General features: G+C 41.2%; 13 protein-coding genes. 11 read left to right on the forward strand and 2 right to left on the reverse strand.

What is annotated here, in order from left to right:
• From ACDZ28_RS22020 to ACDZ28_RS22050, 7 genes are all read left to right on the forward strand, one after another.
• Positions 1-2,070, forward strand: a complete 2,070-nt coding sequence (locus tag ACDZ28_RS22020) for a M56 family metallopeptidase (protein ID WP_375102766.1) — start codon at positions 1-3, stop codon at positions 2,068-2,070.
• Positions 2,071-3,520: 1,450 nt separating this feature from the next.
• Complete coding sequence (locus ACDZ28_RS22025; protein WP_375102767.1) at positions 3,521-4,537, forward strand: ABC transporter substrate-binding protein; 1,017 nt, start codon at positions 3,521-3,523, stop codon at positions 4,535-4,537.
• Positions 4,538-4,550: 13 nt separating this feature from the next.
• Positions 4,551-5,567, forward strand: a complete 1,017-nt coding sequence (locus tag ACDZ28_RS22030; protein WP_375102768.1) for a FecCD family ABC transporter permease — start codon at positions 4,551-4,553, stop codon at positions 5,565-5,567.
• A complete protein-coding gene (locus ACDZ28_RS22035; RefSeq protein WP_339290767.1) occupies positions 5,560-6,597 on the forward strand; it encodes an iron ABC transporter permease in 1,038 nt (345 codons plus the stop codon). The genes ACDZ28_RS22030 and ACDZ28_RS22035 overlap by 8 nt, the downstream gene beginning before the upstream one ends.
• A gap of 19 nt (positions 6,598-6,616) precedes the next feature.
• Positions 6,617-7,417 (forward strand): alpha/beta hydrolase, encoded by an 801-nt coding sequence (locus tag ACDZ28_RS22040; protein WP_375102769.1) that lies wholly within the window; start codon positions 6,617-6,619, stop codon positions 7,415-7,417.
• A gap of 10 nt (positions 7,418-7,427) precedes the next feature.
• Entirely contained in the window at positions 7,428-8,180 is a 753-nt protein-coding gene (locus ACDZ28_RS22045) for an alpha/beta hydrolase (RefSeq protein WP_375102770.1), read from the forward strand.
• A 175-nt stretch (positions 8,181-8,355) separates the two neighbouring features.
• A complete protein-coding gene (locus tag ACDZ28_RS22050; protein ID WP_375102771.1) occupies positions 8,356-9,480 on the forward strand; it encodes an amidohydrolase family protein in 1,125 nt (374 codons plus the stop codon).
• A gap of 130 nt (positions 9,481-9,610) precedes the next feature.
• On the opposite strand, the gene ACDZ28_RS22055 is transcribed toward ACDZ28_RS22050, so the two are convergent.
• Positions 9,611-10,144: an SRPBCC domain-containing protein gene (locus ACDZ28_RS22055; RefSeq protein ID WP_339290774.1), complete on the reverse strand. Its 534-nt coding sequence runs from the start codon at positions 10,142-10,144 to the stop codon at positions 9,611-9,613.
• 18 nt (positions 10,145-10,162) lie between these two features.
• A complete protein-coding gene (locus ACDZ28_RS22060) occupies positions 10,163-10,495 on the reverse strand; it encodes a metalloregulator ArsR/SmtB family transcription factor (protein WP_339290776.1) in 333 nt (110 codons plus the stop codon).
• A 332-nt stretch (positions 10,496-10,827) separates the two neighbouring features.
• Between ACDZ28_RS22060 and ACDZ28_RS22065 the strand changes: the two genes are divergently transcribed.
• The 4 genes from ACDZ28_RS22065 (at position 10,828) to ACDZ28_RS22080 (ending at position 16,266) form a co-directional block, all read left to right on the forward strand.
• Positions 10,828-11,466 (forward strand): hypothetical protein, encoded by a 639-nt coding sequence (locus ACDZ28_RS22065; protein WP_231574176.1) that lies wholly within the window; start codon positions 10,828-10,830, stop codon positions 11,464-11,466.
• 125 nt (positions 11,467-11,591) lie between these two features.
• Positions 11,592-14,456: a Na+/H+ antiporter subunit A gene (locus ACDZ28_RS22070; RefSeq protein WP_042132136.1), complete on the forward strand. Its 2,865-nt coding sequence runs from the start codon at positions 11,592-11,594 to the stop codon at positions 14,454-14,456.
• On the forward strand, positions 14,456-14,791 hold the full coding sequence (locus ACDZ28_RS22075; RefSeq protein ID WP_076121569.1) for a Na(+)/H(+) antiporter subunit C: 336 nt from the start codon (positions 14,456-14,458) through the stop codon (positions 14,789-14,791). The genes ACDZ28_RS22070 and ACDZ28_RS22075 overlap by 1 nt, the downstream gene beginning before the upstream one ends.
• Positions 14,788-16,266, forward strand: a complete 1,479-nt coding sequence (locus ACDZ28_RS22080) for a Na+/H+ antiporter subunit D (RefSeq protein WP_042127124.1) — start codon at positions 14,788-14,790, stop codon at positions 16,264-16,266. The genes ACDZ28_RS22075 and ACDZ28_RS22080 overlap by 4 nt, the downstream gene beginning before the upstream one ends.
• The last annotated feature ends 3 nt before the right edge of the window (positions 16,267-16,269 follow it).

Below are 16,269 nucleotides of genomic sequence, written 5' to 3' on the forward strand. Positions count from 1 at the left end.
GTGGATCAGCTGTTTGGACATATTTTAAACATGAGCATTACGGGAAGTTATGTGATTGTGTTTATCATCGTGGCACGGCTGTTCTTAAGAAAAGTTCCCAAGATTTTCTCCTATGCCTTATGGTCTGTAGTTTTGTTCCGACTTCTATGTCCGTTTTCTATTGAGAGTATATTTAGTTTTATACCATCTGAAGTACAGAACACACCTCTGAATAAGCAATTTACACAAATGCCCCAAATCCAAGAAGTAATAAATACATCTGACCAAGCCGTAAATCATATATCAACCGTACTTGTACCCACTGAACCTGCTACCTCAGCTGTTATAACCCCTGCAAACTCAACAGAAGCATGGATTAACATAGGCCACTTTATTTGGTTGATCGGAATTGCACTGCTGTTCATCTATAGCATTGTTGCAACTGTTCGGCTCTCACGAAACTTAAGAACGGCAACACTTCTTTTTGAAAATATATACGAGCATAGCGGCATTACCACACCATTTGTATTCGGCTTACTTAAGCCTAGAATTTATCTTCCGAGCGGACTCTCCGCTAATGAAAAAGCTTATATCATCAAACATGAGCAAGTGCATATTCAAAGGTACGATCATATTATAAAACCTGTCACGTTCGCGGTTCTATGTATACATTGGTTTAATCCATTGGTATGGCTTTCTTTTTATCTGATGAGTGATGATATGGAGAAGTCCTGTGATGAAAGCGTCATAAGACAGATGGGCAGTGGTATAAAAAAGGAATATTCGACCTCACTTTTGAACTTATCTACCGGAAAACGATTTATTGGCGGTTCACCGCTGACCTTTGGCGATAGCAACACGAAAGGGCGTATTAAGAATATTTTAAATTACAAAAAGCCTGCTTTTTGGGTTGTTCTAGTCGCAATCATTGTCGTGGCAGCATTGTGTGTGGGATTATTAAGCAATCCGAAAAATGATTCATTAACCGTAAAGGACTATGCCGAGCAGTTTATGGAGAAGAACATTACGAGTTATGAGAACAATTCAAATATTAAAGTGATTGACAGTAAAATTACTAAGCTTGAAAAAATAGCATCGTTCGACGATCTGCTTGCCACATCTTTGGAAATTTGGAGTTTAGAATATCGCTTGAAGCCGGATGATCCAAGTAAGCTGACGATGACAGAAAATATGGTCGATGGTTTTATAACCGAAGAAGGAAGCATGGGCAAGCCAATTCTTTTATTCTCCATTCTGAATTCGACACCGCATTACTTGGGCGTAATCAAGAGCGGAGAAAATGATATGTCAACACCAGCCGGTCAGGAAATGGCAGTGCGTGTATTTCTTGAAGCAAACAATCAGCTTCCACATGAAACCTATAGAGGGAATCACATGCTAGTGAAATTCCCCTTAACGACAGGTGAAACAAGCCAATTGTTGTTATCCCAGCCTGTTGTTCAAGGAGATTCAGGGATTTGGTGCGTGGAACGCTGGAAGGATACGAATGGGAATGAATATTACCATACCCCCCAAACCGATGGTACGATCGCTGAATATTATGCCCGTCTGCAGGCGTTGGCTGATCAAGGGGAGGAGCCAGCTCTTCTTGATCCTTTACAGGTCGCTATGAATTATATAAGCAATGATATTGGAATGGGTCAGCATATAAAGCTGGATCAGCTAGTAGTGGATAATGAGGCTACAGCTGATGATTTTGCGATCACCCCCGAGAGTACGTTAAATGGATATGTTTTAAATCTTAGCTTGGAGAATAATTCCTTCGATTTTGATAACATTGAATGGCTGACGATGAAGGATTCTGCTCGTTTTAAAGGGCTGAATATTAATCCAGACGACGATATGCCTAATGGATTTTATATTCTCAACAAATATACGTTTACCGATCCATTAAAGGTTACAGATGAGACGAGATACTCCATAGTGGATGCTAATGTAGGTGCTCACAAAGAGGTTAGCAAGCAGGAGTTTATTGAATATTTCAAGCGGTATACTGATTTTGTACCACCGTGTGTGATAACTACAAGAGACGGATATGTCACCAGTATCACTGAGAGATATGTACCGTGAAATATCTATAGCTGAAAAAAGTTGAACTTATATTTATAGCGTAGAAGAACCCGCATTTTTTTGCGGGTTCTTTTGCATGTTCCTCAGCATGTGTAACGGCGCTGGCTCGTTTACGTTCCCTTCGGCACATTGTATTCTGTTTTTCGCATACATTTGGCTCGTTTACGTTGCCTTCGGAACAATGTATTCGGTTTTTCACATACATTTGGCTTATTACGTTACCTTCAGCACAATGTATTCGGTTTTTCGCATACATTTGGCTCGTTTACGTTGCCTTCGGCACATTGTATTCTGTTTTTCGCATACATTTGGCTCGTTTACGTTACCTTCAGCACATTGTATTCGGTTTTTCGCATACATTTGGCTTATTTACGTTACCTTCGGCACATTGTATTCGGTATTTCGCATACATTTGGCTTATTACGTTACCTTCGGCACATTGTATTCGGTTTTCCGCATACATTTGGCTCGTTTACGTTACCTTCGGTACATTGTATTCGGTTTTTCGCATACATTTGGCACGTTTACGTTACCTTCAGCACATTGTATTCGGTATTTCGCATACATTTGGCTTATTTACGTTATCTTCGGCACATTGTATTCGGTATTTCGCATACATTTGGCTTATTTACGTTATCTTCGGCACAATGTATTCGGTTTTTCGCATACATTTGGCTCGTTTACGTTACCTTCGGCACATTGTATTCTGTTTTTCGCATACATTTGACTCGTTTACGTTACCTTCAGCACATTGTATTCGGTTTTTCGCATACATTTGGCTTATTACGTTACCTTCAGCACAATGTATTCGGTTTTTCGCATATATTTGGCTCGTTTACGTTACCTTCAGCACATTGTATTCGGTTTTTCGCATACATTTGTCCGTAAGCTCGACTAAAACATGTATTCTAAGGATTTAAGGTCCGCTCGATCCGTCATTCCAAAGAGGTGTGTGCTTAATTAAAAACAGGGCTCTCCATGGTCAACAGCTGAATATAGACCCATCCCTTGAGTTCATTTCACATTTCTCCGCAATCTAGAAAATTTGAGAATTCTATTATAGCAAGCATAAATACCTTCGATGTTCTTAATAGGACGGTAGAGTATAGGCCATTGCCAGACCCAACTATTTACGAAACTTATTCCGAACCACGACAGAGAGTGCATCTAGCTCGACAAGCTCTGCCAGAGCGTACGCCTCTTGAAGACCAACCTGCATTAGATGCAGTACATGTGACACGAATGCACCGCCAGCTCGATTTTCTTTTTTTACAATTACTTCACCTCCGGAAATTTCTCCCTTTATACTGATCTAACAATTTACAAAATTTCATAGATTTAAAGAAACCTATTGATAATTATTCTCACATGAATTATTATGATAACGATTCTCATTATCATTGCTTTGTTTTGAAGAGTGATAAATAAAATATAGATAGGGAGAGAGAACATGAATCAGAAAAAATTTTTATTAGCAGGGGTATCAGCAGTTTTAGCTTTGAGTTTAGCCGCTTGTGGTAACAACGAGAAGGATAACGCAGCTTCAGAAAAAAGTGCAAATAATGCTGCAGTAGCAGCAGAGGGAAATGCAAATAGCAAAGGAAATACGGCTCAGGAGGCGGTAGCCACTGAACAAACCATTACATATCTAGGCAAGGATTATGTAGTACCTGCAGAGATTCATAAAATTGTAGCTGCAAGTCTTGAATCTATGGAAGATGCTGCAATTCTAGGCGTGAAACCAGTAGGGGTACTTGCTATAGCTGATGCCATTCCAGGTTATCTGTCAACGGAGTTAGCTGGCGCATCCTTAGTAGGGGATAAGTTTGCTCCAAGTAATGAAGCGATCCTGCAGTTAGATCCAGATGTTATTTTAGGGTCTTCCAAGTTTGGTGAAGATGTGTCAGGCGCACTTAATAAAATTCAAACGATGATTCCTTATTCACATATTTCAACAAACTGGAAAGATAATTTGCTCTTATTAGGCCAATTATCCGGTAAAACCGCAGATGCGGAAAAGATTATCAGCGATTACGAATCTAAAGCTGCTGGTGCTAAGGCTGAAATTGGAGAAAAGCTGAAGGATCAATCCATTCTAGTGATTCGTATACGTCAGGGCAGCATGTGTGTATATCCTGCGGGCGTTTATCTGAATCCGGTTATATATGAAGATTTGGGTGCTGCCATTCCTGAAGTGATCTCCTCTACAGAGGCACAAGCGGAGCTTTCATTAGAAGCTTTGGCAGATATTAATCCGGACTATATTTTCTTGCAGTTTGAGACCAGTGAAAACACTGATAATGCAACAGCACTTGATGAATTGCTCAAGAACCCGATCTTCAAAAGTGTAAATGCAGCCAAAAACAATCATGTCTTTGTAAACGCAATTGATCCGTTGGCGCAAGGTGGCACGGCATGGTCTAAAGTTAGATTCCTGGATGCGGCAATTGAAAACCTGTTGAAGTAAACCCGAAGGTGCGATGAATGAGATGAATACGAAAAATTGGAAAGTTATATTGATCCTATCAACTTCTCCATTATTCATCGTATTAGCAATGGTTGTATCCGTCTTATATGGTGTTAAGGATATTAGCATAGTAACAATTTGGCAGGCGATTACACACTTCGATGCGAATAATGTGGACCATAACATTATTATGACATCTAGATTTCCGCGTGTAATCGCTGCTTTATTAATTGGTGCAGCCCTGGCTGTTTCGGGGGCGTTAATGCAAGGCGTAACACGTAATTATCTTGCATCACCATCGATTATGGGAGTAAATGACGGATCGGCATTTGTTATTACGTTGGCTATGGTGTTTTATCCTGGATTATCGAATGTTCAGATGATTCTTTTATCTATGGTGGGTTCAGCCATCGGAGCGGGTTTGGTTTTCGGATTTGGCTCCCTGGTGAAAAACGGCTTATCTCCAGTCAGACTAGCCATTATTGGTACAGTAATTGGTACTTTTTTAAGTAGTATTGCCTCAGCGGTAGCGATGTTTTTTCAAGTCTCACAAAATGTTAGCGTTTGGTATAGCTCGAAAATACATACCGTAAATCCAGATATGCTAATGTTATCAATTCCTTTTATTATCGTTGGATTGCTCTTGGCGGTTAGTATTTCTAAATCTGTAACGGTTGCCTCCCTAGGGGATGAAACGGCGGTTAGCTTGGGTCAACGGACAAAATGGGTGAAAATCATCAGTATTTTATCTGTTGTATGTCTAACAGGAACAGCAGTGGCTGTAGTAGGTAAGATTGCCTTTGTAGGTCTAATCATCCCTCATATTACACGTTTTATCGTAGGTATCGACTACCGCTTCATCATTCCTTGCTCGGCAGTGATTGGAGCTGTTTTTTTAGCATTTTGTGATGTCATAAGCCGGTATATTAATTTTCCGTTTGAGACGCCAATTGGCGTTGTAACAGCCTTTATTGGAATCCCGTTCTTCCTTTATTTAATTCGGGTTAAAGGGGGAGAGCAACGTGGATAGAGGAAGGATACAGTTTAGTCGCTATCTATTGACGCTATTGGCTTTTATCCTGCTAACACTTGTGGCGGGGTATTTTCATCTTACGAATGGTGCTTTTGATATGTCTGTCATGGATGTGATAAAAACGCTGCTGCGAATAGATCCCAATCCTAAATTTGACCTCGTTATTTTTCAATTTCGACTACCACGGATCATTATTGCCTCATTAGTAGGTATAGGTCTGGGGATAGCTGGAACGGTCATTCAAGGCATTACCCGAAACGGGCTGGCTGATCCAGGTATCCTCGGAATTAATGCAGGTGCGGGAGCTGCCATCGTTGCGTTTATGTTTTTCTTTCAAATGTCGGGGGCAACTTTTTTTAAAGAAAGCTGGTTCTCGATACTAGCCATGCCGCTCTTTGGTTTTGTGGGGGGGCTTGCTGCAGTTGCGGTGATCTTTATTTTCTCATGGAGAAATGGTGCACTTGATATGCAACGTTTGATATTGACGGGGATTGCGATTAGCAGTGGTTTTGGTGCGTTGTCGTTGTATCTTTCTCTAAAAATGAATGCAAGTGATTATGAAATGGCCGCGGTTTGGAGTGTTGGAAGTATTTACAGCGCGAACTGGACTTATATCATTATGATCGCACCTTGGGTGCTTATTTTAGGATTTGTGATGTATCGAAAAAGCTATTTGCTCAATTATTTTCAATTGGAAGACTCCAGTACAAAAAGCTTGGGAATTTCCGTAGAAAAAGAAAAGCTGATCTTTCTGTTATGCAGTGTGGGGATCGTAAGTGTCTGTGTATCTGTATCCGGTTCTATAGGTTTTATAGGATTGATGGCTCCTCATATCGCCAGAAGATTAGTAGGGAATAATCACCGTTATATTATGTTATCCAGTGCGGTAGTTGGAATGTTTTTGCTGGTGATCTCGGATTATTTTGCCAAAACGTTATTTCAGCCAGCAGAGTTACCTGTGGGGATAGTCGTTTCAATTATTGGTATTCCTTATTTCTTATATTTATTAGCAAAGTCAAGAGTGTAGGGGAGAGTGAGCAGAACAAATGTCAACACAAGTGGAGCTCGAACGCACAGAATCATGGAAACTAGAATCTAAGTATATGGGATACACATATGATATAAAGGTCTCACTTCCGAGGGAAGAAGCTCCCGATAATGGATTTCCCGTCTATTACATGCTCGATGGTAATTCATATTTTCAATTGGGCCGGGATGTCGTGAAATTGCAATCCAGAAATGCTCCAAAAACTTTGATAGCACCGGCAATCGTGATTGGCATTGGACATTATGGTTCAGATGAAGAAGTCTCTAAAAGAAGATTTTATGATTTCACGCCGCCTGCAAAGCAGTATGTATATCCAGATCGATTAAAAAATGCTGATATAGGGCCACATGGGGGTGCTGAAAAGTTCCTATCTTTTTTAGAGTTAGAATTAATGCCACGTGTCTATGAAAAATATAATGTCGATCAACAGAAGCAAGCCTTGTTTGGTCACTCACTAAGCGGGTTATTTGTTCTCTGGACGCTATTTACTCGAGCGGAGCTATTTCAGTATTTTTTGGCTTCCAGCCCTTCGATTTGGTGGAATGATCATGAAATTCTGGCGTATGCGGACCAGTTCTATAACAAGGCTCAATCGATATGGACCGTGAACCGAAAGCTACTGATCACAGTAGGCAGTGAAGAGGCGTTTATGGTCGATGACGCTAAGATATTATTTTCAAAAATGAGTGAGTTTGCTTTGCCTAATTTACAGGTTGAGCATTACGTAGCGCCAGATGAAAACCACGCGTCAGTTGTGCCGACCATCATGAGTAGAGCGTTCCGTATGTTGAACCGTTAAGGAGGGGGATATGACGAAAATGATGTTAGGAGAACTTACTACTTTCGAACATATGGGGCGACAAATTACTATGTTTCTCCCTAAAGCATATCATTTGTTTCCTGAACGAAACTTCCCGGCGGTTTTCTTACAGGATGGCGATTTCTTGTTCAAAGAGTCGATTGCTGATATAGAAAGGGATGTGGAGGAGGGGATTACAGAACCGGTTATTTTTATCGGGATTGATTCTCAGCTTCGTAATAATGAATATACGCCTTGGGAAATGCCCGCTCTTTTTAAGGATTGGTCCTTTGGGGGGAAGGGTGATGATTATCTGAATTACGTCTATCAGGATCTAGTACCCTATATAAAAAGTTTATTTCGCATCTCCAATGAGCCGAAGAAATTAGCTTTAGGCGGTGTCTCACTAGGTGGATTAATAAGTCTGTACGCGATGTATAAAAATGAGGATGTTTTTAATAATTTTATACTCATATCTGCATCTGTGTGGTTTAAAGATTTTATACATTACATGGAGAATACAAGGCTAGATAGGGAGTACTGCGTCTATATGTATGTTGGTGAACAGGAAGGTATCCTCAAGACGAATGCGCAGAAGGACATGGTGCCTAATAGCAAACGTGCTTATGATATTTTAAAAGGGAAGATAGATGGAGCAGATCAACGGGTGAAGTTTGAGACAGATCCGTTGGGGACACATCATGATACGTTTTTCCTGCAATATTTTCCGAATAGCATCAGGTACTTATTTCCCGCAAAATGAATAAAGGGAAGAGCATAGGGAGTATCCTTGCGTTCACCTATTTATCGTTTTTAATTTACAAAATATATTTTTAATGGCAATATAATCAAGAGAGCGTGTGTGAACGATCCTGTTTCACTATTTCATGAGTACTTAGCGATCTTACTGATATGTTTCGAAAAATGGAGGATGAGCCATGCAGAAGTATAGGTATTGGGTCGCTGGTATTCTGATAATATTGGCAGGTGTGTTTATTATTTATTTTAGTAAAGAAAATGAGATTAAAACAGTAACTGTGAATGAAAATGCTGCTCAGACAACGGAGATAACAGAAGCTTCTACAAATGAACCTAGCATGATTCCTGATGATGACAAGGTAGCTATAACAGATTTATCTGCCAAGTATAAAGAACTGGGTTTAATTGATGCGCATAATCATGATGCCAGTGGTCTGAAATATTTGGGCATGTTGAGGACGTGGAAAGATATAGGGGTGCAGCAGGTTGTTATGTTTGGAGATGTATCGGAGCCTAGCGCCATCCTTACAGATAAATTTGCATGGAAGGCTTATCAGAAATATCCCAATATAATTATTCCGTATTTTTCGGGGTTTGATTTGCATGATCCGGAAAGTCTTAAAGTCGTGAGGAATAATTTAGAAATGGGTTTTTTTGGTCTGGGTGAAGTGGTAGGCGCTTCTACGATGTCTCCAGTGGTATCCAAGGTGGCATGGAAAGCTAATGATCCTATGGATGGTTATCTTCCGCAAATCTATGATATTATCGCTGAATATAAAGCACCGATCTTATTGCATATTGATCCGCCAAACGGTGTTGCTGTCGCCAAACTTGAGCAAGCGTTGGAGGAACATCCGAAGACTATCATTATTTTTGGACATATCAATGCCTATAATACTCCTGAAGAGATTGACCGGTTGTTGTCCAAGCATCCCAATCTTTACGCTGATTTTTTTGCTGGTTTTTCCGTTTACAACGTTGAGGGTGGAAATAATCCCGAGCAATTTATTCCAGTTATGAAGAAGTTTCCGGATCGATTTATGCTCAGCACAGATTCCGGTTATGGGATTGGCAGTGAGAAAATTGCAATTGATGCGATGTACCAAATGCTTGATCTGCTCGATGATCCTGGGCTTGCCCGAAAAATAGCTCATGACAATTTGGATGGGATCATCAAAGCTCAACCGGCTACGGATACTCAGCTTGAGTTAATCCGGAAGCTAGAACAAGAAACTGGAACGATCTATCATGTAGAGAATTTGTCAAAGGCTGAAGCTGGACAAATTTTAGCAGAAACCAATTAGATGTGAGTATACACAGGGATAAAATAGCAATAGGACGAAGCAGCAATAAGCACTCTGCATCGTCCTATTTTTTACCTATATATTAGATAACCAACTTATTTAAGCTGCTGATGCTCCGTTCATGTCTTCTTTAGTTGCTCTTTTGTAAATTCTCAAGATGTACATCAAGATTATCAAAGGTTTGTGAAATACCCGGTAGCATACCCATATCGATCACTTGTTGTAGCGCTTCTGGAGAGGCGTATTTCCCGGTGTTAACCAACTTCGTTTGACCATCCAGTTCGATAAAATCTAGTTGGACTAGTGTTTCAGGCAGATCTTCTGAAATATTACCTTCTGCATCTGAGAACCAGTCTGTGTAAATAATTTGCTTCGGGATCGTAATTTCCCGATAAAGCGCCTTGCCCCAAGACTCCATACCGTAGAAATCACCTTGATTCTTATCCTCACATTTCATGCAATAATGCCAAGTGCCTCCTGGACGAAAATCGACATGGCATACAGGAAGCGTCCAACCTTTTGGTCCCCACCAATGCTTCAAATGCTCAGCCTCAGAAAAAGCCTTAAAAACTAGCTCACGCGGAGCTTTAAAAATACGCTCTAATATTAAAGTGCTGCCTTCAACTTTGGATACTAGTTGGTTAGTTGGGTTAGAATTTGTCATTGGATAAATCCTCCTCGTTTATATTTCCTTATCTAATTCCTTGCTTTGTAGCTTCTGCAAGTAATCATCCAGTCGATCATAGCGTTCCTCCCACATATGGCGGTAGGATTCTAACCAAGCGTCTAATTCCTTAAAAGGGTCTGGGCGGAGCTTGCAAATGCGCCGATTAGCAACAGCTTGAACTTCAATAAGTCCCGCTTCGCTGAGAACTCGCAAATGCTTGGATGCTTGAGGCTGCCGTAGCTGTAGACTATCCGCGATTTCTCCAACGGTTAAGGGATTGTCGCGTAATAGATCAACGATCTGCATACGATTAGGCTCAGCTAAAGCACTCATTACGTTAGTATTCATAAACAAGTATCACTTCGATTCATTGAATTCATCCGCCAATTTAATATACCATATGGAGAATATTCTCGTAAAGGAATATTTAAAAAATCTATATTTCTATAAGGGATTACGAAGTTTATGTTGTTAGAAATTTGAAATAATACAGTGAATGAGAACTTCAATAGAAGGGCATAGTACAAGCATTACGAAGAAATAAGTTCCATGACAACCATCAAACTTTACAATAAACATAGGAATAGATATAATTAAGTATAACTTATCAGGTTTTGAATTACGTAAGGGGCCTAACGCCAGTAGGCTCCTTTTGTTTTTCTTAGCCTTGTAACAGGAGGGTGAAGGTCATACACAATGAAAAAATCATGGTTTGTGTTCATTATGGTCCGCATGGGGAACGTTTAATCCGGCGTGGTGTCCAATTGTCTGAAATAATAGGGGCGCCATTGTTTGTATTAAATGTCGATAGTTCGGACATTGATGAATATAATCAGAGCAAAGAAATGTATATGACGGTCTGGAAACGTCTTGCCGATGAAGCTGGCGCAGAATTTATCATTCGGAAACGTGAAGGCCGGAAAACAACAGATATTATTGTAGAAGTTGCTGAAATGAATGAGGTTACACAGATCGTCATCGGACAATCTGCTCAAACTCGATGGCAGGAGCTTACCAAACGCAATTTCGTCAATGAACTCATTGGTAAAATGAAAATGATGGATCTGCACGTCGTGGCCGTTCAGCGGATGCGCGCCGGTCTGGAAGAAACCCATGAGGAAGGCGTTATCGCCTACCTGGTCAAAAATGGGGATGAGTATCAGCTCAGTGATGAACCCAAGGGAGAGTATTCGCTTAAAGGGAAGTTCTTTCACGAACTACACACCGAATTTGAGAACGGTTTATTCAGAATTGAGCAAGAAGATGGAAAGGCTAGATATTTGCATATTTGTGATGGCACATTAACCGATACTTTATAATCGGGAGTGCTCTTATCACATGAGGGCCTTTACTTTAGGCCCTTCCAATCATATGATCTTTGGCTTTTGGTAAAAAAGTAAGTACTAAAGTTCACAACTTGATAAGCTCAAGTGGAAAAGGAGGACTGCCTTTGCTGCATGTAATCATACTTGTTCCGTTTCTAATGGCCTTAGTAATCGCACTTTTGACCAAGAGGGCATCCAACCTTCATAGAGGATGGTTTGTTTTCCCCGGTTCGCTCGCATTGTTTATTTATTTTTTAACCAGGATTCCCGTTATTAAGGGTGGGGAATTGGGTTATGAAACGATTTCTTGGATTCCTTCACTAGGAATTGATTTGGTTTTCCATCTGGATGGATTAAGTTTACTGTTTGCTTTGTTAATCACTGGAATGGGTAGCCTTGTAATTATCTATTCAATTTTTTATCTGGACCGACGAAAAGAAGCGTTGACACCTTTTTATATTTATCTCATGTTGTTTATGGGTGCGATGCTTGGCGTTGTACTTTCGGATAACTTGATGGTGTTATACGGTTTTTGGGAATTAACAAGTGTTTCGTCATTTCTGTTAATTGCTTTTTGGCATCGGAGGCAAAAATCGCGGTATGGTGCTCTGAAATCAATGCTGATTACCGTATTCGGTGGTTTAGCGATGTTTGCCGGTTTTTTGATGCTGTATGTAATGACAGGCACCTTTAGTATTCGGGAAATTTGGAGTGAGGTTGGCGATATCAGTGGGCATGCGTTGTTTATTCCAGCGATGCTACTAATTCTGTTAGGCGCATTCACTAAATCAGCTCAGTTCCCGTTCCATATCTGGCTGCCGGATGCCATGGAGGCACCGACACCCGTTAGCGCGTATCTTCACTCGGCAACGATGGTAAAAGCCGGATTGTATCTTGTCGCCCGTTTCAGCCCTATTTTTGCGGGGCAATATGAGTGGTTCTGGATTGTGTCAGGCGTCGGTTTGATCACCTTGATTTATGGTTCTATCCAGGCGATGAAGCAGACGGACCTGAAGGCTCTATTAGCCTATTCAACAATTAGTCAACTTGGACTGATTATGGGATTGCTGGGAATGGGATCGGCAGCGGCATTTTATATAGGAGAAGAAGCTGTCTTTTATACTGCTGCAACAACAGCGGCTATCTTTCATCTTATTAACCATGCCATCTTTAAAGGCTCGTTGTTTATGATGGTCGGTATAGTTGACCATGAGACAGGTACCCGGGACCTGCGAAAGCTAGGCGGACTGATTTCCATTATGCCGGTTACCTTTACGATAGCGATGATCGGCAGTTTCTCCATGGCTGGTTTGCCGCCATTTTCGGGTTTTTTAAGTAAAGAGATGTTTTTTACAGCTGTCCTGAATATCCGTAACTTGGATATATTCTCTATTCCCTCGTTGTTTACGCTCTTCCCGGTTTTGGCCTGGATTGCCAGCGTCTTTACTTTTGCATACAGTATGATTTTGGTATTTCACACCTTTTTCGGAAAATATCAGCCTGAGAAGCTGGACAAAAAACCGCATGAAGCCCCATTTGGACTTCTGCTTGCCCCGTGCCTGCTTGCAGTGCTGTCTATATTTATCGGTTTTTTCCCGAATATATTATCTAAAACTCTTATTATCCCTGCAATGAATGCTATTCACCCCATCTTGCAGACCGGAGAGCCCTTTGTAGTGAATATCCATTTCTGGCACGGCTTTACACCAGAAGTATGGATGACACTTGGCGTTGTGATTCTTGGTATTACTGTATACCGAATCTATGGCCGCTTAAGTCTGGTCGATAAAGAATGGGGCAGTGGCTACACTTTAAATCATGTCTATGACGGAGTAATCCGGTTGGTTGAGAAATTCTCTAGATGGGTGACTGGTTCTTACATGACTGGTTCCATGAGACATTATTTAATGTATATTTTTTCCTTCTTGATCGTAACGATTTGTGGAGTCGTATGGTATTCAGATGGAATCACACTAGGTACGACTGAGTATACTCCGTTTTCTTTGTTTGAAGTTATTGCTGTAATGGTTCTGCTTCTAGGTGCTTTGGCTATTCCATTTGTACGCTCCAGAATAACAGCCATTTTGTTAACAGGAATGGTTGGTTATATGGTTACTTTGCTCTTTGTTCTGTTCCGAGCTCCTGATCTGGCGCTTACGCAGATGATAGTTGAAGTGGTATCTGTTACCTTGTTCCTGCTATGTTTCCGGCATTTGCCTAGGTTGGAAAAAGAGAAGCTCAAACCTCGTGCGCACTTGCTTAAACTAATTATTTCCATCGGGATGGGCGTAACAATGACCTTGGTTGCACTTGCTGCTTTAGGTAGTAGTCCATTTGAATCCATTTCGAAATATTATGTGGAGAATAGCTATACTCTGGGTGGCGGTAAAAATATTGTTAATGTTCTGCTCGTTGATTTCCGCGGCTTTGATACCATGTTTGAAATAACAGTACTAGGCCTCGCCTCACTTGCTATTTATTCCATGATCAAGCTGCAGTTGGATGCAGATTCAGCTGCTGAACAACTGAAGAGAGCTGTTAAATATAATAAGCCGCGTTATTCTCGAAGTGATGATGTGTTGCTGCAATCAGTAGCTAAAGTAGCATTCGTTATCATTCTAATATTTTCGCTATATCTGTTTTTTGCCGGTCATAATAATCCGGGAGGCGGATTTATTGGAGCTTTGATGGCTTCTGCTGGTTTGGTACTACTCGCAATTACTTTTGGAATGGATATGGTTGAGAAGGTGCTGCCTATTAATTACCGTAAGTTAATCGCGATCGGGATTTCCATTGCTTTTCTTACCGGTGTAGGCTCATTTATATTCGACGTACCGTTTCTGAGCCAAACGTTTGGATATTTCCAATTGCCGCTTATGGGCAAAACAGAACTAACCACTGCAATGTTCTTTGATCTCGGTGTTTTTCTAGCTGTAATTGGTGTCACAATGAATATCATATTTACGATCGGGAGGGATAGCTAATGGAGCTTGTTGTTGCCTTGGCGATCGGCGTATTGTTTTCTGTAGGTGTTTATCTAGTCCTTTCCAAAAGCTTGCTGCGCATCCTACTGGGTACTAACTTAATTACCCATGGTGTTCATTTATTGCTGCTGACGATGTCGGGTCTCAAGACAGGTGCTCCACCATTGCTAGGTGAAAAAGCGGAGGCATATGTAGATCCGTTACCTCAAGCGCTTATTTTGACCTCCATTGTAATTAGTTTTGGAGTAACAGCATTCTTCATTGTTTTGGCATATCGGACTTACCGTTCGACGGGTACGGATGATGTGGAAGGCACCAAGGAGGAGAGACAATGAACAACTTGCTAGTGCTGCCTCTGCTGATTCCGGCCTTTACGGCAGTTATACTGATTTTTCTAAAAGAACGAGTGGATCTGCAACGTATTATCAGTGCGGTTAGTGTATTTATAAATATCTTGGTTGCTGGAATCATTGTGTACCAGGTAAGTACAAAAGGCATTCAGACCCTATATATGGGTGGATGGCTTCCGCCTTATGGCATTGTGTTTGTTGCCGATATGTTTGCAGCACTACTTGTGCTAATTGGTGCTATTGTTGGTGCGGCTTGTCTGTTTTTTTCCTTCGCGAGCATTGGGGAAGAAAGAGAACGGTTTTATTACTATCCGTTTTTCCATTTTCTATTAACTGGGGTGTTCGGCTCGTTTCTCACCGGAGATCTGTTTAACTTATTCGTCTGCTTTGAGGTGCTGTTAGTTGCCTCGTACGCACTAATTGTACTTGGTGGCTCCAAAGGTCAACTGAGAGAGACGTTAAAATATGTGTTAGTAAACGTAATTTCCTCTTCCTTGTTCGTAGCGACGCTTGCTTATTTATATGCCGCGACAGGAACACTGAATATGGCCCATCTATCTATGCGTGTAGCTGAGGCGGGACAAGGCGGAGTAATGAATGTCATTGCGGTCCTGCTGCTGATCGTATTTTCAATAAAGGCAGGGTTGCTGCTCTTTTTCTGGCTTCCGGACTCTTATAGCGCGCCACCTGTGGCTGTTAGGGCACTGTTTGGGGCATTGTTAACGAAAGTGGGATTGTATGCAATTACACGTACCTTTACATTGATTTTTGTTCAAGATCCGGGTCTCACCCATACACTGATTGCCTGGATGGCGGGAGCGACGATGATACTTGGTGCAATCGGTGCATTGGCTTACAATGATCTGAGCCGAATATTTAATTATAATATCATCATCAGTGTTGGATTTATCGCTTTTGGGATTTCTGTTGCGACTCAGGATTCGTTAAATGGTGTAGTGTTTTATTTAATGCATGACATGGTTGCTAAAGCATTATTATTCTTCCTGGGTGGGTTGATTATCTCAGCATCGGGCACCGACCGTTTAAAAGAAATGGGTGGTTTAATCCGACGTTATCCGTGGACCGGCTGGATGTTTTTTGTACTGACTTTGGCGTTGGTTGGTGTTCCACCACTTAGTGGTTTCGCTGGAAAAGTGATGATGGTACGTAGTGGATTTGGACAGAATCACGTAGTTCTGGCGCTTATTGCACTTGCATCCAGCTTTATCGTGTTATATTCCTTGATCAAGGTATTCCAGCAGGTATTTTGGGGTGGAGAGAAAAGGGAAGAACAAGTCAAACCGCTTCATTATAAAGCTATGATGGCACCGGCAGCTGTTCTGTTCGCGATTGTAATTCTGATGGGTGTAGGTGCTGAGACGGTAAACGGATATGTCAGTCAAGCCGGAGCTGTACTGGCTGATCCAGCATTATACATTAACGCTGTCATGAAGGAGTAGATA

Source organism: Paenibacillus sp. RS8 (assembly GCF_041956825.1).
In the GTDB taxonomy this organism is placed as follows: domain Bacteria; phylum Bacillota; class Bacilli; order Paenibacillales; family Paenibacillaceae; genus Paenibacillus_AQ.